At 46.4% G+C, this 16,766-nt stretch carries 24 protein-coding genes; 7 read left to right on the forward strand and 17 right to left on the reverse strand.

Annotated elements, in window-relative coordinates; genetic code table 11:
• The first annotated feature begins 75 nt into the window (after positions 1–75).
• Positions 76–462, forward strand: a complete 387-nt coding sequence (locus tag KNO61_RS06120; protein ID WP_078146622.1) for a disulfide bond formation protein B — start codon at positions 76–78, stop codon at positions 460–462.
• A gap of 42 nt (positions 463–504) precedes the next feature.
• Here the strand turns inward: KNO61_RS06120 and nadE are convergent, their stop codons facing one another.
• From nadE to KNO61_RS06160, 8 genes are all read right to left on the reverse strand, one after another.
• The gene (gene nadE, locus KNO61_RS06125; RefSeq protein ID WP_078146621.1) at positions 505–1,320 is read right to left on the reverse strand and encodes an ammonia-dependent NAD(+) synthetase; all 816 of its coding nucleotides are present in this window, start codon (positions 1,318–1,320) and stop codon (positions 505–507) included.
• Positions 1,321–1,430: 110 nt separating this feature from the next.
• Positions 1,431–2,228, reverse strand: coding sequence for a BsuPI-related putative proteinase inhibitor (locus KNO61_RS06130; RefSeq protein WP_214872769.1), 798 nt, complete (start codon positions 2,226–2,228; stop codon positions 1,431–1,433).
• A 98-nt stretch (positions 2,229–2,326) separates the two neighbouring features.
• Positions 2,327–2,521: a hypothetical protein gene (locus KNO61_RS06135; protein WP_078146619.1), complete on the reverse strand. Its 195-nt coding sequence runs from the start codon at positions 2,519–2,521 to the stop codon at positions 2,327–2,329.
• A gap of 245 nt (positions 2,522–2,766) precedes the next feature.
• Positions 2,767–3,858 (reverse strand): virulence factor, encoded by a 1,092-nt coding sequence (locus tag KNO61_RS06140; RefSeq protein WP_078147913.1) that lies wholly within the window; start codon positions 3,856–3,858, stop codon positions 2,767–2,769.
• A gap of 83 nt (positions 3,859–3,941) precedes the next feature.
• Positions 3,942–4,181 (reverse strand): hypothetical protein, encoded by a 240-nt coding sequence (locus KNO61_RS06145; protein ID WP_078146618.1) that lies wholly within the window; start codon positions 4,179–4,181, stop codon positions 3,942–3,944.
• A gap of 68 nt (positions 4,182–4,249) precedes the next feature.
• Positions 4,250–4,810 (reverse strand): NADPH-dependent FMN reductase, encoded by a 561-nt coding sequence (locus KNO61_RS06150; RefSeq protein WP_214812140.1) that lies wholly within the window; start codon positions 4,808–4,810, stop codon positions 4,250–4,252.
• Complete coding sequence (locus tag KNO61_RS06155) at positions 4,797–5,516, reverse strand: alpha/beta fold hydrolase (protein WP_214757154.1); 720 nt, start codon at positions 5,514–5,516, stop codon at positions 4,797–4,799. Before KNO61_RS06155 ends, KNO61_RS06150 begins: the two co-directional genes overlap by 14 nt.
• Entirely contained in the window at positions 5,513–6,088 is a 576-nt protein-coding gene (locus KNO61_RS06160; protein WP_015881239.1) for a GNAT family N-acetyltransferase, read from the reverse strand. Before KNO61_RS06160 ends, KNO61_RS06155 begins: the two co-directional genes overlap by 4 nt.
• Before the next feature lie 149 nt (positions 6,089–6,237).
• On the opposite strand from KNO61_RS06160, the gene KNO61_RS06165 reads away from it, so the two are divergent.
• Both KNO61_RS06165 and KNO61_RS06170 read left to right on the forward strand, forming a co-directional pair.
• Positions 6,238–6,969: a hypothetical protein gene (locus KNO61_RS06165; protein ID WP_078146615.1), complete on the forward strand. Its 732-nt coding sequence runs from the start codon at positions 6,238–6,240 to the stop codon at positions 6,967–6,969.
• A gap of 272 nt (positions 6,970–7,241) precedes the next feature.
• A complete protein-coding gene (locus KNO61_RS06170) occupies positions 7,242–7,529 on the forward strand; it encodes a hypothetical protein (RefSeq protein WP_015881237.1) in 288 nt (95 codons plus the stop codon).
• A 60-nt stretch (positions 7,530–7,589) separates the two neighbouring features.
• Here the strand turns inward: KNO61_RS06170 and KNO61_RS06175 are convergent, their stop codons facing one another.
• Genes KNO61_RS06175 through KNO61_RS06190 form a run of 4 tightly spaced genes read right to left on the reverse strand, consistent with a single transcriptional unit; the run spans position 7,590 to position 9,460 of the window.
• Complete coding sequence (locus KNO61_RS06175) at positions 7,590–7,802, reverse strand: hypothetical protein (RefSeq protein WP_214687874.1); 213 nt, start codon at positions 7,800–7,802, stop codon at positions 7,590–7,592.
• Positions 7,795–8,331, reverse strand: a complete 537-nt coding sequence (locus KNO61_RS06180) for a hypothetical protein (RefSeq protein ID WP_214872770.1) — start codon at positions 8,329–8,331, stop codon at positions 7,795–7,797. Before KNO61_RS06180 ends, KNO61_RS06175 begins: the two co-directional genes overlap by 8 nt.
• Positions 8,328–8,915: a phosphatase PAP2 family protein gene (locus KNO61_RS06185; RefSeq protein WP_214872771.1), complete on the reverse strand. Its 588-nt coding sequence runs from the start codon at positions 8,913–8,915 to the stop codon at positions 8,328–8,330. The genes KNO61_RS06180 and KNO61_RS06185 overlap by 4 nt, the downstream gene beginning before the upstream one ends.
• Entirely contained in the window at positions 8,915–9,460 is a 546-nt protein-coding gene (locus KNO61_RS06190) for a phosphatidylglycerophosphatase A family protein (RefSeq protein ID WP_211781430.1), read from the reverse strand. The genes KNO61_RS06185 and KNO61_RS06190 overlap by 1 nt, the downstream gene beginning before the upstream one ends.
• 175 nt (positions 9,461–9,635) lie before the next feature.
• On the opposite strand from KNO61_RS06190, the gene KNO61_RS06195 reads away from it, so the two are divergent.
• Entirely contained in the window at positions 9,636–10,145 is a 510-nt protein-coding gene (locus KNO61_RS06195) for a YjcG family protein (protein WP_214872772.1), read from the forward strand.
• 2 nt (positions 10,146–10,147) lie between these two features.
• Here KNO61_RS06195 and KNO61_RS06200 read toward each other — a convergent pair whose 3' ends face one another.
• Together KNO61_RS06200 and fabI are read right to left on the reverse strand one after the other, a co-directional pair.
• A complete protein-coding gene (locus tag KNO61_RS06200) occupies positions 10,148–10,336 on the reverse strand; it encodes a hypothetical protein (RefSeq protein ID WP_015881231.1) in 189 nt (62 codons plus the stop codon).
• An 83-nt stretch (positions 10,337–10,419) separates the two neighbouring features.
• Positions 10,420–11,193, reverse strand: coding sequence for an enoyl-ACP reductase FabI (fabI, locus tag KNO61_RS06205; RefSeq protein WP_214872773.1), 774 nt, complete (start codon positions 11,191–11,193; stop codon positions 10,420–10,422).
• A 148-nt stretch (positions 11,194–11,341) separates the two neighbouring features.
• Between fabI and KNO61_RS06210 the strand changes: the two genes are divergently transcribed.
• The gene (locus tag KNO61_RS06210; RefSeq protein ID WP_214872775.1) at positions 11,342–12,508 is read left to right on the forward strand and encodes an FtsW/RodA/SpoVE family cell cycle protein; all 1,167 of its coding nucleotides are present in this window, start codon (positions 11,342–11,344) and stop codon (positions 12,506–12,508) included.
• Between the two features lie 210 nt (positions 12,509–12,718).
• On the opposite strand, the gene KNO61_RS06215 is transcribed toward KNO61_RS06210, so the two are convergent.
• From KNO61_RS06215 to yjbM, 3 genes are read right to left on the reverse strand one after another with little or no spacing between them, the layout of a single operon-like run.
• Positions 12,719–13,582, reverse strand: a complete 864-nt coding sequence (locus KNO61_RS06215; protein WP_214872777.1) for an RluA family pseudouridine synthase — start codon at positions 13,580–13,582, stop codon at positions 12,719–12,721.
• A 3-nt stretch (positions 13,583–13,585) separates the two neighbouring features.
• Positions 13,586–14,383 (reverse strand): NAD kinase, encoded by a 798-nt coding sequence (locus KNO61_RS06220; protein WP_214684572.1) that lies wholly within the window; start codon positions 14,381–14,383, stop codon positions 13,586–13,588.
• A 12-nt stretch (positions 14,384–14,395) separates the two neighbouring features.
• The gene (gene yjbM / locus KNO61_RS06225; protein ID WP_214684573.1) at positions 14,396–15,040 is read right to left on the reverse strand and encodes a GTP diphosphokinase; all 645 of its coding nucleotides are present in this window, start codon (positions 15,038–15,040) and stop codon (positions 14,396–14,398) included.
• A 109-nt stretch (positions 15,041–15,149) separates the two neighbouring features.
• Between yjbM and KNO61_RS06230 the strand changes: the two genes are divergently transcribed.
• Positions 15,150–15,731 (forward strand): CYTH domain-containing protein, encoded by a 582-nt coding sequence (locus KNO61_RS06230; RefSeq protein WP_214872778.1) that lies wholly within the window; start codon positions 15,150–15,152, stop codon positions 15,729–15,731.
• An 86-nt stretch (positions 15,732–15,817) separates the two neighbouring features.
• Positions 15,818–16,591 (forward strand): DsbA family protein, encoded by a 774-nt coding sequence (locus tag KNO61_RS06235; protein WP_214872779.1) that lies wholly within the window; start codon positions 15,818–15,820, stop codon positions 16,589–16,591.
• The last annotated feature ends 175 nt before the right edge of the window (positions 16,592–16,766 follow it).

Genomic DNA, 16,766 nt, shown 5'->3' on the forward strand with positions numbered 1-16,766 from the left:
GTATACTGAATAAGTATTTGTTTCAATGTATCATATCATGTTTAATCATCAATTTGATTGTTAGGAGGAAATCTGATGCAACGTCATCATTTCGCCTTTATCGTCGCGACCGTCGCGACGCTCGGCAGCCTTTATTTTTCAGAGGTCATGCTCTTTTTACCTTGTAAGCTGTGTTGGTTCCAACGCATCTTTATGTATCCACTAGCCATCTACTACTTGACTATCATGTTGACTGCACGAGACGTCAACCGCTTGTTCGTAGGGATTATGGCCGGTGCCGGATGGTGTATCAGTCTGTATCATGTCATTTTAGAACGGATCCCGAACGGCGAAGCCTTCTGTACGAACGACTGCCTGATTCGTTGGGTCAACTATTTTGGATTCGTCACCATCCCACTCCTCAGTTTCATCGCCTTCACCTGCATCCTGATCATTCAGTTCGTCCCACTTAAAAAAGCGTGAAACAACAAAGGAGAAGCTGTCTCGAGACAGCTCCTCCTTTTTTTATTGCCACCATTCGTCGTACAACGAGGCAGGCATGTGATGCTTGTGGCGTGAACGTTTGAAAATTGTCTCGATTCGCTCGGCGATTGTCGGGTCGATTGTCTTTCCTTCCAAATAGTCGTCCAGCTGATCATACGTCATACCGAGTGCGACTTCGTCAGGAAGTCCAGGGCGACCATCTTCAAGGTCGGCCGTCGGCACCTTATAAATCACACGCTCATGCGCTCCAAGTTCATGGAGAAGTGCTTTTCCTTGACGTTTGTTCAAACCGGTCAACGGTGTGAGGTCACAAGCTCCGTCACCGTGTTTTGTATAAAATCCTGTCACATATTCCGCAGCATGGTCTGTTCCGACCACAAGGGCACCGAATGTTGCCGCAATGTCGTATTGTGCCTTCATCCGCTCACGTGCCTTCGTGTTCCCTTTATGGAAGTCACTCAATTCGAGGCCCGTTGCACGGTGAAACGCTTCAACCGATGCGTCAACAGCAGGCTTGATGTTGACAGTGAACGATTTGTCCGGACGAATGAACTCAAGCGCAAGTTGTGCGTCATGCTCATCGTGTTGCTCACCATACGGCAATCTGATTGCATAAAATGTATACTCGTCACTCGTTTCTTCTCGAAGCTCTTCCATGGCGAGTTGACATAGCTTTCCGGCAAGGCTCGAGTCTTGCCCGCCTGAGATCCCTAAGACGAGTCCTTTCGCACCAGCCCGTTTCACATATGCTTTCAAGAAGTCGATACGTTGACGAATTTCTTCTTTCGGGTTGATGGTCGGTTTGACATGTGTTGATTCAATGATCTGTTGTTGCATGGATTACCCTCCCACTATGCTCTCATTTTGCTTTATTGTCTGATAATCCTTATCCCCCGTCAACTAGCGTCTCAAAAAGAAAGACGGAAACAACAGTTTCCGCCATGGTTTTATTGAACTTTAAATGATGTGACCTCTCCACCGATTGGTGTCATCTCTAAGAACAATGGTTGATCTTTCGCCGGTGCTTCATCGAGCAATACCCCAAACGAGAAACCACCGCCGGTCACTTCGGCTGCGCCTTGAGCGTAAACATTATGTCCGTCTGATACAGACCACTCAAACTCGACCTCATCCGTATACCCGCTCACTTGAATCATCGTGTCATTCAAGTCAATTTGTACATCACGGAACGTGCCGTCCGACTGCGGCTCTGTAGCAGGCGTTTCTTCCGGTGTTTCTGACGTACCTTCATCCGGAGTTTCTGTTGCAGCAGATTCAACGGTGAACGTCGTCTCATCTGTCACAGCAATTTCAGGTGCCCCGTCAACTTGACCGAGCCCAATCACTTCGACCGAATATTCGCCTGGTTCTAATGTCAATGGGAAGACTTCATAGAATACTTTTTTATCATTCGCTTCCCATTTTTCCTCAATTAAAGATTCTGTGAACATATAATCACTTCCGTAATCAAATACGGTTTGATCCCCTTTTTTGACAACTAACTGAAAACGTTGCGACGAATTAAACGTTACATCGACTGCTTCCTCATTTGGGTTTGTCATCGAAATCGTAGCTGATAACGTTTTTGCCGACGCATCGTATGCCATTTCCGTGTCGAGCGTCAGTGGAGCCGGTGGTTCAGACGAATCACTGTTTACTTGACTCGGTTTCGCCTCTTCTTTCCCACATCCCGCTACGACTAATAAGATTGCCGTCACTACGGCGAGCAACCAAGTTTTCTTCATGAATCCCACTCTCCTCAACAAAATAAAAAACGTCTATAGCACTAGTGTATACAATGTGCAGACGTTTGTAATGATTTTCCTTATATTATTTACCTTTTTTACGAAACTTTAGCTTGTTCCATGTATTGTTGCCAACCGGTCATGAACAATGAATCTGCGATATCGAGATCAGACCGGACTTGAGCCGTGATAGAGAACGTCTCACTGTGCATCGACTCAAACGTGACGACCATCGTTTCTCCTACTACTTCCTTATAAGCTACAAGTTCAGGCGTTTCTGCAAACAATATCATAAGTATGGCTCCTTTGTTCATCTGTGATAAACCTAGTGTACCAATCTGAAACCAAGATATATGTCCTATCGTTCGACAGCACAACAATGACATTTTACCTATTGTCGAAACGTTTACATCAAATGTTAGTCAATTGGGGAAATGTGCATATGATTTCATGAAAAAAAGGAGCAATCCGTACTACAGACGCTCCTCTTTACCTTAAATTGTAAATCAATTTGATTCAATACATGTCGAACGAAATCTCATTTCGACCGGTTCGAAATTTGTTGCCATACTGTCCCGAGTGCTGTCTCGCCGCTCGTGATCCGCTCTTTCGCAAGTCGCGCTTGTAAAGAGACCTCGAACTCGCGGTCTTCCTCCGCAATCGACAAGGCAGATACAGCCCGCTCATCTCCACAATCGAATAAGAAACGAGCCGCTCGCCAACGTACGAGTTTGTTTTTATCCTTTAACGCCTCAATCATGGAAGGTTGGGACTGAGGTAATGCCCAGTCGGAGACCGTATCCCCAGCCGTCCGCCGCACAATAGGAGAAGCGTCCACTAAGGCTTGTTCGATATATGTGACATATTCCTCACGTCGCTCTTCAAACATCCCGATCATGACGACCGCCTGTCGACGGATCGCCATCACGGAATCTTCCAAGGCACGACGGAAATAAGGCATGTTTTCATGCTGGATTTCGAGTTCATCCAAGAATGCCATCCGATCTTTCCAATTATCCGACTGCAGATGGTTCGCGTTCGCCTCAAAATCCGCTTCTCGACCAAACGCTCGGGCCACGATCCGCTCGATGCGCTCTTCAGGATACGCCGCTTCCAATTCTTCTTGTGCGACGACACTGACTTCATCCAATTCACCATAACGTGGGGCTTGTTCTACCCAACGACGGTCTTGAATGACATTCTTCACTTGTGCTTGAACTTCCATCGCTGCATCGACGAATCGTTTCGACAATCCGATTCGTTTTTCCTCGTCCCCTTTGACGAGTTTTAATTGCATCGGTACATCGAGCACGAATTGAACGGATACATGGACCGGTTCATAGTCCGTATCCATCTTTGTGGATTCGACTTCCTCAACTTGTTCCCCGAACGCCCGTCGGATCTCATTCATGACGTCATGCCAATCATGTTTCGGATGTCGCTCGACAGCGAGAAAATCAGACACGGCGTAAACGGATTTGACGCCTCGAAGCCCGATGATTTCTTGAATGATGGCTGGGGCATCCGTACTCGCTTTGTCGTACGTTGTGCCTCTCCCTTCAAACGGAGGGTCCACAATGATTTTCAAGTTATTCGGACTTGGTGTCGGTTCGATTGCTACTAGTTTCATCCTCATCACCTCACTCTTCATCGTGACGAAAATGACAAAAAAACGCAAGCGAGTCGCTTGCGTTCGATCAACCATCTATTTACTTAAAACAACGCGATAAACTGTTGGAGTGAATACGTCGTCCCATCCACAGTAAACGTGTCGTCCTCTGAAATCGGTTCAAGGAAGAAACGTTTTTCACCATCTTCTTTCACGTAACCAAAAATATGATTGGATTGATAGAACAATTCAATAATCGTCATCCGTCCAAATGTCATCCCATCGTTCATTACCGCCCGATCACCCAATTCGCCGCCATTGTACAGTTCGATGTAAGTTTCCATTTTGGTGTCGCTCCTCTTGTGTTTGTTTTCACAATTCCTTTCTATCAAACAACATGAGCGACTTCAAGTTAATTTTTTGCGTTACGCTTCCAAAATTCAATCCATTTACGATATTCCAATAATGTTTTGTTGATTTGATTAATCGACTTCTCATCATGCAACCCTCTATCATCAATCTTTTCTTTACAATGCGTGATGAAAATTTCATTTCCCGGTAAAACATTTGCACGATTTGTGGCAAATACTTGTCGGAGATGGATTTGGCATCTGGCGGTTCCAAGTATGCCCGGCGAGGCCCCGGCGATCATGACCGGTTTATCCCGAAGTGGCGTTCCTGGCTCGAGCGAAAGCCAGTCGATTGCATTCTTCAGGACGCCCGGGATGCTATGGTTATATTCAGGGGTGACAATCAATAACCCATCAGCTTCCCGAACAGCTTGCTTCAATGCGGCCACAACTTCCGGTTCATCCGGATCAATCAAATCGTCATTGAACAGTGGAAGTTCGATGGAGACGACTTCAATGTCGAAATCCTCTTGAGCCAGTTCAATGATCGAATGCAAAAGAGCAGTATTGAAAGATTTCTTGCGAAGACTTCCTGACATAGCGATTAATTTATAGGTTTCCATGTTCTACCTCCCGCATCCATTCGTTCACGATTTTCGCTTCTTCTTCAGGGGCTTCCATCATCCCCATATGACTGAACGGAACGATTGCTTTCGTATGTCGTGACGCACCTAAAAACGCCCGCTCCTCATTCATATTCGGGTCTTTTGAGCCGTAAATGAATAGACCGGGGAGGTCAGTCGTTTCAACAGTGTCCACTTCGTCTTCACGATCGCGGATTGCCTGTTGCGCGTTCACGATTCCCTCGACCGTCATTTCATATCCGATTGCGATCGCTTGTTGGATGAGCGCCGGGTCGGAATCGCTTGAGAAGACATTTGGAATCATTCCGTCAATAAACGGCTCGATCCCTTCTTCGATGACTTGATTGATGGCACCGTTTCGCTTTTCCCGCGCCGCTTCTGTATCAGCGGCCGCCGTCGAGTGAATCAATCCAAATCCCGATATTTCTGTTCCATAGCGACGCACGAGGTTAGTCGTCACATAGCCTCCGAAAGAATGCCCACATACGAGCGGACGGACAAGACCCCGAAGACGAATTTCTCCGATGACCCAGTCCGCAAATTGATCCATCGTTTCTGGTCCCACGTCCGTCCCGGCATGACCAGGTAATGTGAGCGCGTGAACTTCGGCATTCAATAACGGTTCCAACTGTTCAAAGTACTTTGGAGAACCACACAGCCCATGTAGCAATACGAGTGCTTTCATATCATCGAGTGCTCCTTTTCTTCCCATTCTGTTTTGAGTAGCCGATACATCGTCAAATCCATGAATCGGCCATGGCTATATGCATAATCTTGTAGAAGTCCTTCTTCAATAAATCCCAATTTTTGAACGAGTCGATTCGACCCTTCATTCCCTGGTGCGACCAACGCAGAGATTCGATGAAACTTGAATTCTTCAAAACCATATTGGATGACAGCTGAAGCAGCTTCGAAAGCCACCCCTTGTCTCCAATAGTGAGGGGAAACCTCAAACCCGATTTCGGCGCGATAATATTGGGGCGTCCAATTATGAAATCCAATCGTTCCGACCAATTCGTTCGTCATCCGATCGCATATCGCCCAACGAATGGCCTTCCCTTGCTGAAATTGATCCTTAAAGTAAGCGATCACGTTCTTCGCCTCATAGACGGCAAGCAACGGGTCCGACCCATAATATCGCATCACTTCCTCAGTGGATAAAATGGTATAAAGTGCTCTAGCATCACGCGGTTCTAGCTCTCGCAGGATAAACCGGGGCGTAGCGAGCTCAGGAAAACTACGTTTTAATCCCCACATGTGGAACCCGCCTTTCCTATTCGTTTCCTCAATTATACTTCTATTTTCCCAAATGTATCGAACTCAACCCTCTGGTACCGTCTCAAGATGGCAGAAAACACGTGTTTTTGCTACTATAATCGTAGTATGTCAAACTGAGGGGATACCATATGTCAAAACAACTCTTTTATTTGAAGCAAGACCGGGACGTCCAACGCTTCACACTGCATGGTGTGACGTTGGCGGATGTAACAGAAGCGCTTTCCGTGACGAGACCGATGATTATTTGTCGAACGGACATCAAAGGGATGAGACAATCCTCGAGGTCGCGTTTCCGTTATATTGAAGCGCACGAACTATCTTCGTTCTCGTCTAAGTATTTGAATAACCAAACAACGTTTACGGCGATCGATTTTCCGGACTACAATACGCTCGAAACTCTGTCCGATCATGAAATTGCAGAAATCTTGTTTTTAAGTCATATGGAACGCGGAATCAAGAAGCCGTTCTTGGATTCGCTCGATAATGAGATTGTGTTCTTCAATGAAGCAAACGATCGACATAGCAGTCTTTATATTCGCGATTGGTCGACAATCAATCATTTCGTCCAAAACATGTTGCAAAGTAAACTCGATCGTGACATTCGTAACATCAGTTTTGTTCCGATTCCACTTCCCGTCATCGATGAATTACTCGATTTGGCACCTCAAGGTCTGATCATCGATTTCGATCATACGAAACGCAGTTTGTTCAATCGACAAATCGTCATCTCATTCTATGTAGCGGGCCGTTATGAAGACATGTCTGTTCTTGAAGAAGACTTCGATGCGAAGAAAGAATCCATCGCCTTAAAAGGGCAATTGTTGTACCGTCGTCGTACATGGCAGATTGAACGATTATAAGGTCATACATGTAATGAATAGTTGTGAACCTCTGGAAATGAGGTTCTTTTTTGTTATTTTCAGACCGATTGTTTCAACCTTATGCCTATACTGGACAGGGTTGAACGCTATTCTTAAAAATTGATAACAAATTGTCTTAATTTTTTGTTAAATTAACACTTTTCTTTTTCGAACGAGGCGTTATACTAGGAATAACCTTCTGGAGGAATGGAAGGCAATATAGAGAAAGCGAGGTGAAAATCTATTCATCACGCGATGGATAGATACACGAAATGGAACAACTGAAAGTACAAGGAGTCTCATCGTTCACCAAGTTTGCGACGAATGGAAAAATGCTGAAACTTAAAGATGCTCACGCAGGGGAACAACGCATTTCACTACAGGATGCGACGGATATTCAAGTCTCTCTGCTCGACGAAGACCATTCGCGCTTCACTATATTTGGTCACGCTCACCCTCTTGTGGAGCTGACCCTTCCTCACAACTCTTGTGAAGTCCTCTATGCTTGGTTACTACACAAGATGAAACGACAAAAAATCAAACTCGCTTCAAACGCTTAAACAAAACAAGGTCTGCTCTCCATGTGGGAGGCAGACCTTGTTGTTTTGACTGAAGTCATTTCATTCCTTCGTTTCTTCCAATGATGAATTCGCCGTGACCGGGTTTCTGCGATAAATCGTCACGCCACCATGCTTGGCCTCTCCTACTACTTGAAAGAGCCAGCCTTTCTCAATCAAAATGGTTCGAACGGATAAAAAATCTTCGCGTGGCACGTTCACTTCATCCACTTGTTCGTCCAATAATTGTTGAAATGTCATTTCCCAATCAGTCATGTTGATTCTCCTTACGTAAGTCTTCATCATGCATCCATTCAAATAGACGACGTCCTGATTCTAAGCGATCCGTCTTGTCTAACAATGTTGCCGGGACGATCCGCGTCGCATCAATCGACTCATCACCGGCAAAAGCGACAGGTTCATTCGTCATCTGTTCAATATATTGAAGTGCAAACAATAAAATCGATTTTTCTGTATCCAATCCACTTTCCCGTAGCACAACATCAAACGACTCATCTCGTTTATTGTCCACTAGTAACGTCCGTCCCCCGTCGAGGAGAGCCAATGATGGCACAGCATCGACATGAAATACTTCATATGCGCGATAGGTCTGCTCATCACACAGTAAAAGGGGAACAAAACGACGTCGGCTCGTCCATTTCTTTAACTGGAACAAAATTTTCATCGAAGTGAACCATGTCGCCCCTTTTCTATCCTTTTCCACTAATATCGTGGGAACTGATGCCTCATCAGCTTCTTTTTTTTGAACGAATAACCATTTTTCTACATCTACCACGACGATCAAATCGTTTTCCTCCTTATGATCCATTCAGACAATGCAATCATCGTCAACGCAACGAGCCAGCCGCCGAGCACGTCACTGAAGTAATGGACGTTCAAGATGACACGGCTGAGCGAAACGGCAAGGACGAGGCACAAGAGAATGAAGATGACGACTTTCGACTGTTTCTTTCGATACAGTACATAAGCTGTCAATCCATATAGGGCCAGCGACCCTGAGGCGTGTCCACTCGGAAAACTGTATGTCGTTGCATCGAGGGATGCATCAATGAGCGGTCGATCGATTCGATGTAAAAGCTTTAGAACTTGCGTTACAACAAGTGTAACGATGACGATGATCACAAGGCGAAACGCCTCAATACGATCACCTCGAACCAACCAATAGACCATCCCAAGAAACGATATACCTATAAGTATTCTTACACTTCCTAGCTCTGTCACGTAGGCAAACACTCGATCCGGTAGCGGCTGTAACCATTCATATACGAATGTGTTCATCGGATCGACTGCCCCAAAAACGACAAACACCGACACGATCACATAAGCGAACGTCCCGGTGATGACCACCATTTGCGGTGTCCACTTCATCAATACAACCCTTTTCTTTCACGCATCTCTTCTTCTCCGAAATCGACCATATCTCGCAATCGGTGCGCCAATCGTCCTGAAGCGTTGGCAGCGATGGCACCGACGAGATCGTCCATAAACGTATGCACTTGCCCATCATCCATCTTCGTGTCGAGTTGTTTGATGATACCGATTTTTGCCTTGTCTAAGTATCCGAAAGTCGTAACGGCAATCGAACCATATGTGTTGACGGCACCGATCGCAATCGTCTCATCCACTCCAAATAAACCTTCATCTGAGGCGATAATCGACAGAAGCGGTTCAGATAATTGGCCTTTTTCAGCCAACATGTCGAGCTCTGACCCGACGAGAATCGCATGTTGTAGTTCACGTTTGTCAAGAACCGCCTCGACAGAATCCATACAATCTTTTAAAGAAAGATGTGGCGAATAGGGTGCCTGCATCTGGTATACGATTTCAGCAATCGATTCAATCGTGACCCCGCGTTCGATCAAACGAGCACGAGCCGCTTCTCGGACATCACGTGAGTGTGGTACGTGTTTCATAATAGGCGCAGGATCGAAATCCTGCTTCACATCCCTTCGTTCAGAGAGTCATCGTCTCTCTATATGATATAACCATTATACTGAAAAATTGAAAAAAGACGAACCCTGCTTTGACTTCCCACATTAAATCGGTCATCATGAACATGTAGGTTAAACGATTAAAGGGGGAAGAGGAATGAAGATTGGGGTAGTCTTATTTCCGTCAAAACAAGTGCAAGATTTTGCGAACTCTTATCGAAAACGCTATGACACAAAGTATGCGTTGATTTCACCTCACGTGACCATTAAAGAACGGACAGAGGTGTCAGAAGAAGACTTGCCGAAAGTACTCGAGTACTTGCAACAAGTTGCGGATTCGACTAAACCGATTCAGTTAAAAGTCGATGGCGTTCGGTCTTTCGCACCAACGAACAATGTCTTGTATTTAAAAGTGTTACCGACACGTGATTTGTCGACTCTTCAGCAACGACTGCATGAAAGTGTGCTCAGCCAAGCACCAAAATATGAATTCTTGCCACACATCACGATTGGTCAAGATTTGACCGATGCCGAGCTCTTCGACGTCCTTGAACGTATGCGGATGGAGCAGGTTCATTTCGAAGAGACGATCACTCGGATGGCCGTCATGTATGAACTCGAAAACGAAACATGGAACGTCTATGAGACGTTCCGTTTCCGAGGCTAACCTTATATGCTCCGGTCGACATAGCGACCGGGGTTTTTTTCTTGCTCTTCTTCAAGCCATTCTTCACGTCGAGGTCGGATTCGTTGGACACGCTTGATTCGTGTCACCGGTTCGATGCTCGCTCGACCTGATGGCTGGACTTGTCGGTTGACGTATTGCACGACAGTAAAATCAATCTGATAAGGACCCATGATCTGACCTCCTTCATAGGTCCTTACCCGATTTATTCACGAGGTAATACAAAAATGGCGCATCACTGCGCCATTCCCCAAACTTATAAAATATGGTATCCGCTATCTACGTGAATGACTTCTCCGGTCACGCCGCTTCCCATTCCCGAGAGGAGGAAGAGACCTGTCGAAGCCACTTCTTCTGCCGAAACATTTCGACGCAACGGCGCCTTCTGTTCAAGTTCAGAAAGGATACTGTTGAAATCGCCGACCCCTTTGGCTGACAATGTACGAATCGGACCAGCTGAAATGGCGTTGACACGCACACCGTGAGGACCATATTCGTTCGCCAAATACTTGACACTCGAATCAAGGGCCGCTTTAGCGACACCCATCAAGTTGTAGTTCGGAACGACACGCTCGCCGCCGAGGTACGTGAGAGTGATCACGGAGGCGTCTTGTGCGAAGTAAGGCTTCGCCGCTTTCACGACTGCCGTCAAACTATATGCTGAGATGTCTAACGCCTGTGCGAACTGACCACGTGTCATTTCTGAAAATTCACCGCGCAATGCTTCTTTGTCAGCAAACGCGATCGAATGCGCGATTCCTTGAATCTCGCCCGCTTGTTCGTAAATCGAACGGAATGTTGAATCAATCGCTTCGTCATTCGTCACATCACACTCAAGTAGAATCGCTTCTTGCTTCAACTCACTCGCGAGTGACTCGAGACCCGATTTGAATCGTTCTGCCGCATACGTTAACACGAGCTTCGCCCCTGCCTCATCAAGCGTTTTGGCAATCGCCCATGCAATCGAGCGCTTGTTGGCAATCCCCATGACGACGTACGTTTTATTCGTTAATGTTGGAAAAATTGACATCATAAACTCCCCTTTTAGCACCTGGTGATAATATCTGTTCTCAGATTACAGAAAGGTTTCTGTTTTGTCAACCGACTCGTTACGTATTGCGATTTTTTTAAGTTGCGGTAAGATAAAATACGTATAGAAAGGGTGATTCGACTCCATTATGAACCGTATACAATCATATTTAAAAAGTTTAGATACGACACTGTTGACCATCGTCTTCCTATTGATGATTATCAGTCTCGGTGCAATCTATACCGCTCAACCGATGTTGCCAACGCGACTTCAACATATCAACTTCGCTCTTGAACAAGGCATTCGTTATGTCATCGGCTTTTTTGCGATGTTCGCAATCATGACGATCGAATATGAGCAACTCCGGAAAATCCATTGGTACTTATACGCATTCGGTCTACTTCTGCTCGTCGGTCTGATTCCGCTTCGTGACACGTCGCTCGTACCGAACATCAATGGGGCATATGGATGGTATAACGTACCTGGATTCAGTTTCCAGCCGGCCGAATTCATGAAGCTCTTTTTATTGATTTCCATGTCGACTATCGTCTACGAGCACAATAAACGTTATGGCTCGTCACAACTCGATACGTGGCTCCTCGTGAAACTGGTATTAGTGGCCATCCCGCCGCTCGGTCTGATTGTGACACAACCGGACTTAGGGACCGGGCTCGTCTTGATGACGATGCTCGGCGCCATCATCATCGTCTCGGGAATCGGTTGGAAGTGGCTTCTCGGTCTCTTCAGCGCCGCGGCTTTGACCATCGGCACGTTCATGTATCTGTTCTTTGCCCATTTCGAAGTCTTGCAAGCATTCGTACCTGGACACGCCCTCAACCGCTTCCAGGCCTGGATATATCCATACGAATATTCAGATGACTTGGCATTCCAATTGATCAAATCGCTACAGGCGATCGGTTCTGGACAGATGTTCGGAGTGGGATACGGCCAGGGCCTCGTCTATTTACCGGAATCTCACACGGACTTCATTTTTGCTGTTATCGCAGAACACTATGGGTTCATCGGCGCAGCTCTCGTGATCATCGTCTTCTTCCTATTCCTCTATCGGATGATTCACATTGCATTAGAGTCTAGTAGCGCGTTCGGAAGTTATATCGTCACCGGCGTTATCGCCATGTTCACGTTCCAGGTGTTCCAAAACATCGGTATGACGATTGGTGTCTTGCCAATCACTGGACTCACCCTTCCGTTCATCAGTTACGGGGGGACAGGGATTATCATGAACATGATTGCCATCGGTCTCGTCATGAACGTTGCCTCTAAATCAAAAACCTATATGTTTGATGATGATTGACAAAAGAGGCTGGGACATAACCCAGAAATTTTATAAGAAAGAGGTCCCCGTGAGCGACTCGTTCGCGCACAGGGGCCTCTTGTCATTTTATGGGTTCGTGCATTTCGGACTAAACAGAAAAGAAGGGGTCCGGCCACCGAAAATCGGTGACCGGACCCCTCTTTTTATCAAAAGTCTTTAAAACCAGCTAGTTATGTCCTAGCCTCTTCTTTATACAGTTCGAAAATCTTCCGGAATTGGCGCCTCAATCTGAATCTCATCCCCTGTCATCGGATGAATGAATCGCGCAGACGCGCTGTGAAGGGCGTGACGGGGCATACGAGCCGTCCCCCCATACATGGAGTCCCCGATGAGCGGATGACCGATATGGCGCAAATGCACACGAATCTGATGGGTCCGTCCCGTCTCAAGTCGAATCGTCAATAACGAGCCGCTCCCAAATGGCTGACATGCGAGGATATGCGTGATGGCGCGTTGTCCCTCAGTTGTCACGACTCGCTCCATAATCGAGTTCTCGGCACGCCCGATCGGTGCATCAATCGTTTGTGGTGTCACTTCTTCTTCGACCAATGCCTTGTACGTACGCAGCAATCCATTCGCTTTCTGAAGTTCACTAAATCGATGATGAATAAATCCATACTTTGCAAACAAGACGACACCACTCGTGTCGCGATCGAGCCGATTGATCACGTGAATCGCAGATGAGAGACCGATGCGTTGATAATAGCCGAGTACAGCGTTCGCAAGTGTATCGATCGGATGTAGTCGTGATGGAATCGTGGCAATCCCTGCCGGTTTATCGACCGCCAACAGCGTATCATCTTCATACAGAATTCGAATTGGCCGATCCGAGGCGACCATGTCGAGTGAAGGGGCTTCAAGCGGGAATTGCACCACCACTTCATCTCCTGGTTCGAGTTCATGCCTTACGGTGCGGTGCATACCATTCACTTCAATATTCCCTTCATGCTTCACGTGCGTGAGCATCTTTCGAGAAATGCCCATATCTTGCATTAAAAAGTCGCGAAGTGGGATGGCTTTCTCCACAACGCGACGAATCGTAAACCCTTGCATTCGTTACTTTCCTTCCTCGATGAACGATTCGCGAACTCGGCGCCAGAATGGGAAGGGCCGGAAACGAGCGAACGTCACTTTTTCTTTTGCGACCGCGCATCGAATCGAGACGACATCCGACCAGGACAACGCTTCCTGATGGTCAAACGCCAATTCGAATTCGGTTTTCGTGTGCGGCTTGATTTTCACTTGATGGTGTTTTGGTAAGAGAAGCGGTGCGCCGATCGTTCGATACACTAGGTTGTTGATCGAAGCCATCTCGGTCACTTGAATGGCTTCGATCGATGGGTGAACGATCGCTCCACCGAGTGCCTTGTTATAGGCGGTCGAACCCGATGGTGTCGAAATACATAACCCATCTCCACGGAACGTTTCAAAGTAATCGTCTCGAATCGATAAATCACAGACGAGCGTTCGCTTGTAGTTCTTAATCGTACAGTCATTCATCGCCAATCGACGATCGGTCTCTCCGTTCTCATAGTCAATGAGCACTTCGACGAGCGGATAGGAGACCGGCTCGAACGATTCGCTTGTGATCATCTCGGTCAATTCATCCAACTCATCCGGTTGCCAATCGGCATAAAAGCCGAGATGCCCGGTATGAATCCCGACAAGTAGCGTTTCATCGAGTCGGTCGATGTATTTATGAAACGCCTGTAACATCGTCCCGTCCCCTCCGACCGATACTACGATTCGGGGCTGTTCAGATAATGTATGCCCGGCGGCTTGAAGTTTTTGAGTCAGTTCCTCGGCGATCTCCGCTGATCGCGTATCTCCCCTCGATACAATCGCAAACTGCATATCGGTTTCCCCCTAGTCTTCGTCCGTTTTCACGTTCATCTCTTTATCCCGAAACACCTGCTGGGCGTCCTGAATTTCAACGCGGAGTTGGCTCATCTCGGCATCGAGTAAAAAGGCCGCCTCGGCTGCACGTCTCAATCGTTCCTGCACTTCAAGAGGCATGTCACCATCATATTTATAATTCAATGAGTGCTCAATCGTGGCCCAGAAATTCATCGCAAGCGTGCGGATTTGCACTTCAACGAGCGTAGGGATTTCACCTTGAATCGTCTGAACCGGGTACTCGATGATGACATGATACGATCGATAGCCCGAGTCTTTTTGATGGGTAATGTAATTGCGTTCTTCCACTATTTTAAAATCTGTTCGACGATGTAGCAAATCCAAGACGTGAACGATATCATCGACAAATTGACACATGATTCGTAATCCCGCTATATCCTGCATATCCGTCGCCAATTCATGGTCAGCGATATTTTTTCGTTTCGCTTTCTCGAGAATGCTCCCGACCGGCTTCACTCGACCTGTGACAAATTCAATCGGAGAATGGTCATTTTGGGACTTGAATTGCTTTCGAACGGCTTTCAATTTGACTTTCAACTCGTCTACCGCGATTTGATACGGTACTAAAAACTGATCCCAGTTCATTGATTGCATACGCTGTCACCACTTTCGTTCTTTTCCGGAAAAAACGCGTCCTTTCCGTATGTATCCGTTTGTATGGTATCATAAACGAACAATTGTTCATAGAATGGAGCGATGATTCATGACCCAAGAAGTGGAAATTGAATTTAAATCAATGTTGACGAAAGACGAATATGAGACACTCCTACGTGCCTATCAGCTTGATGATCAGGTTCGTTGGCAAGCGAATGACTATTTCGATACCCCTTCCTTTCAGCTAAAAGCGAACGGGGCGGCACTTCGGATTCGCGAGAAGAAACAAGGTCAAGTGCTGACGTTGAAGCAACCAAACGAGGTTGGATTGCTTGAGACACATGCCACTATTACAGAAGATGAGGCTGAGGATCTGTTTAAGTACGGTATCATTCATGACGAGCAAATGAAACAGGCACTGGCCCCGTTCCAGCTGAATGCACCGCTCGAACATCTCGGTCGACTCGAGACGAATCGGGCAGAGTTGCAGACAGAAGACGGTCTACTCGTTTTGGACGAAAGCCATTATTTGGAGACGAGCGACTATGAAATAGAATTTGAAGTGACGAATGAAGAAGAGGGAAAACGTGCGTTCGAAGGACTTCTTGCAAAACACGGTCTCCCCTATCGTCCCGCCAAAAATAAAATCGTCCGATTCATGGAATTAAAAATGAGTCGGTTGGAAGGTTGAGCAGATACATTGCCAACCTTTTTTTTTCGTTGCTACAATGAGTTTACAAAGTTAAATGAGTTTTTTGACGAGAGGAGGCGACACAAATGGAACTTGAACAATGTAATGGGTCATCCTGTTCACTGGAAGAAACTCCTATTCAAGTAACGTATAAGCCATTGGAGTTATTCTATTTCATGGACATCTCAAGTCCTGAGAACTTTCACGTGATGACACTGATCAAAAAGTTAGAGATTGAATACGGACATGTGATTCGTTTTCGAATGGTCTCTACCGTTCCTAGCTGTGTTGGCGGATGTCAGGAAGAAGTTCGCCTTCTCACCATGATCAAAGCGCTGGAATTGCAAGGGAAACGTCATGCGATGCGCTTTTTGCGTCATTTGCATGTGAATGATCTATTCTCTGGCGAACAACTTGGTTCAATCGATTTATGGGAAATCGCACGTTCTTTCGAAGAGTATGGCCTTGATTTAAGTGAACTTGAAGCCGATCTTCAATCGAACCAGCTCTTGAATGCATTAGCTGTCGACCATCAAGTGTTGAAAGATTGGGAGATTGAGTCATTGCCCGCACTCACATTCGTGACGCGCGATGAAGCATTGAAGATTGAAGGGGTTTATCCGTACGATGTCTATCAATCGGTCATGACTGAATTGTTAGGTTATGCACCGAGCCGTAAGACCGATTGGGATGTAGCCAAAGTGTTGGCACGCTATGATGCTTCGACCATCACAGAGCTATCGTACATTCTAGACTTAGAGAAGACAGTAATTGAACGCGAATTGAAGAAGCTCTCCCTACAACAGCGTTGCCGTCCTGTGCCAGGATGTAGCGGTGAAGCGTGGGCTCAAACGAAATAAAAAAGAACCCCATGGCCGGGGAGCCATGGGGTTTTTGACGTCTCAAGCGGGGACAAGAGACATCGAACCTTGAGGCCCGGGGAAGGCCTACAAGATGGGAGAAAGTTTACGGTCAATAAAGGGGTTTGTGATTGATTTCACAATTATAATATACCTAGTACAGAATCACCTGACA

Origin of the sequence: Exiguobacterium sp. s140, from assembly GCF_018617035.1 — a bacterium.
Classification (GTDB): Bacteria; Bacillota; Bacilli; order Exiguobacteriales; family Exiguobacteriaceae; genus Exiguobacterium; species Exiguobacterium profundum.

Excerpts from the sequence above, each read along its gene's own strand:
- KNO61_RS06120 (WP_078146622.1), top strand. The coding sequence starts at position 76 with ATGCAACGTCATCATTTCGCCTTTATCGTCGCGACCGTCGCGACGCTC.
- nadE (WP_078146621.1), bottom strand. The coding sequence starts at position 1,320 with ATGCAACAACAGATCATTGAATCAACACATGTCAAACCGACCATCAAC.
- KNO61_RS06130 (WP_214872769.1), bottom strand. The coding sequence starts at position 2,228 with ATGAAGAAAACTTGGTTGCTCGCCGTAGTGACGGCAATCTTATTAGTC.
- KNO61_RS06135 (WP_078146619.1), bottom strand. The coding sequence starts at position 2,521 with ATGATATTGTTTGCAGAAACGCCTGAACTTGTAGCTTATAAGGAAGTA.
- KNO61_RS06140 (WP_078147913.1), bottom strand. The coding sequence starts at position 3,858 with ATGAAACTAGTAGCAATCGAACCGACACCAAGTCCGAATAACTTGAAA.
- KNO61_RS06145 (WP_078146618.1), bottom strand. The coding sequence starts at position 4,181 with ATGGAAACTTACATCGAACTGTACAATGGCGGCGAATTGGGTGATCGG.
- KNO61_RS06150 (WP_214812140.1), bottom strand. The coding sequence starts at position 4,810 with ATGGAAACCTATAAATTAATCGCTATGTCAGGAAGTCTTCGCAAGAAA.
- KNO61_RS06155 (WP_214757154.1), bottom strand. The coding sequence starts at position 5,516 with ATGAAAGCACTCGTATTGCTACATGGGCTGTGTGGTTCTCCAAAGTAC.
- KNO61_RS06160 (WP_015881239.1), bottom strand. The coding sequence starts at position 6,088 with ATGTGGGGATTAAAACGTAGTTTTCCTGAGCTCGCTACGCCCCGGTTT.
- KNO61_RS06165 (WP_078146615.1), top strand. The coding sequence starts at position 6,238 with ATGTCAAAACAACTCTTTTATTTGAAGCAAGACCGGGACGTCCAACGC.
- KNO61_RS06170 (WP_015881237.1), top strand. The coding sequence starts at position 7,242 with ATGGAACAACTGAAAGTACAAGGAGTCTCATCGTTCACCAAGTTTGCG.
- KNO61_RS06175 (WP_214687874.1), bottom strand. The coding sequence starts at position 7,802 with ATGACTGATTGGGAAATGACATTTCAACAATTATTGGACGAACAAGTG.
- KNO61_RS06185 (WP_214872771.1), bottom strand. The coding sequence starts at position 8,915 with ATGAAGTGGACACCGCAAATGGTGGTCATCACCGGGACGTTCGCTTAT.
- KNO61_RS06190 (WP_211781430.1), bottom strand. The coding sequence starts at position 9,460 with ATGAAACACGTACCACACTCACGTGATGTCCGAGAAGCGGCTCGTGCT.
- KNO61_RS06195 (WP_214872772.1), top strand. The coding sequence starts at position 9,636 with ATGAAGATTGGGGTAGTCTTATTTCCGTCAAAACAAGTGCAAGATTTT.
- KNO61_RS06200 (WP_015881231.1), bottom strand. The coding sequence starts at position 10,336 with ATGGGTCCTTATCAGATTGATTTTACTGTCGTGCAATACGTCAACCGA.
- fabI (WP_214872773.1), bottom strand. The coding sequence starts at position 11,193 with ATGTCAATTTTTCCAACATTAACGAATAAAACGTACGTCGTCATGGGG.
- KNO61_RS06210 (WP_214872775.1), top strand. The coding sequence starts at position 11,342 with ATGAACCGTATACAATCATATTTAAAAAGTTTAGATACGACACTGTTG.
- KNO61_RS06215 (WP_214872777.1), bottom strand. The coding sequence starts at position 13,582 with ATGCAAGGGTTTACGATTCGTCGCGTTGTGGAGAAAGCCATCCCACTT.
- KNO61_RS06220 (WP_214684572.1), bottom strand. The coding sequence starts at position 14,383 with ATGCAGTTTGCGATTGTATCGAGGGGAGATACGCGATCAGCGGAGATC.
- yjbM (WP_214684573.1), bottom strand. The coding sequence starts at position 15,040 with ATGCAATCAATGAACTGGGATCAGTTTTTAGTACCGTATCAAATCGCG.
- KNO61_RS06230 (WP_214872778.1), top strand. The coding sequence starts at position 15,150 with ATGACCCAAGAAGTGGAAATTGAATTTAAATCAATGTTGACGAAAGAC.
- KNO61_RS06235 (WP_214872779.1), top strand. The coding sequence starts at position 15,818 with ATGGAACTTGAACAATGTAATGGGTCATCCTGTTCACTGGAAGAAACT.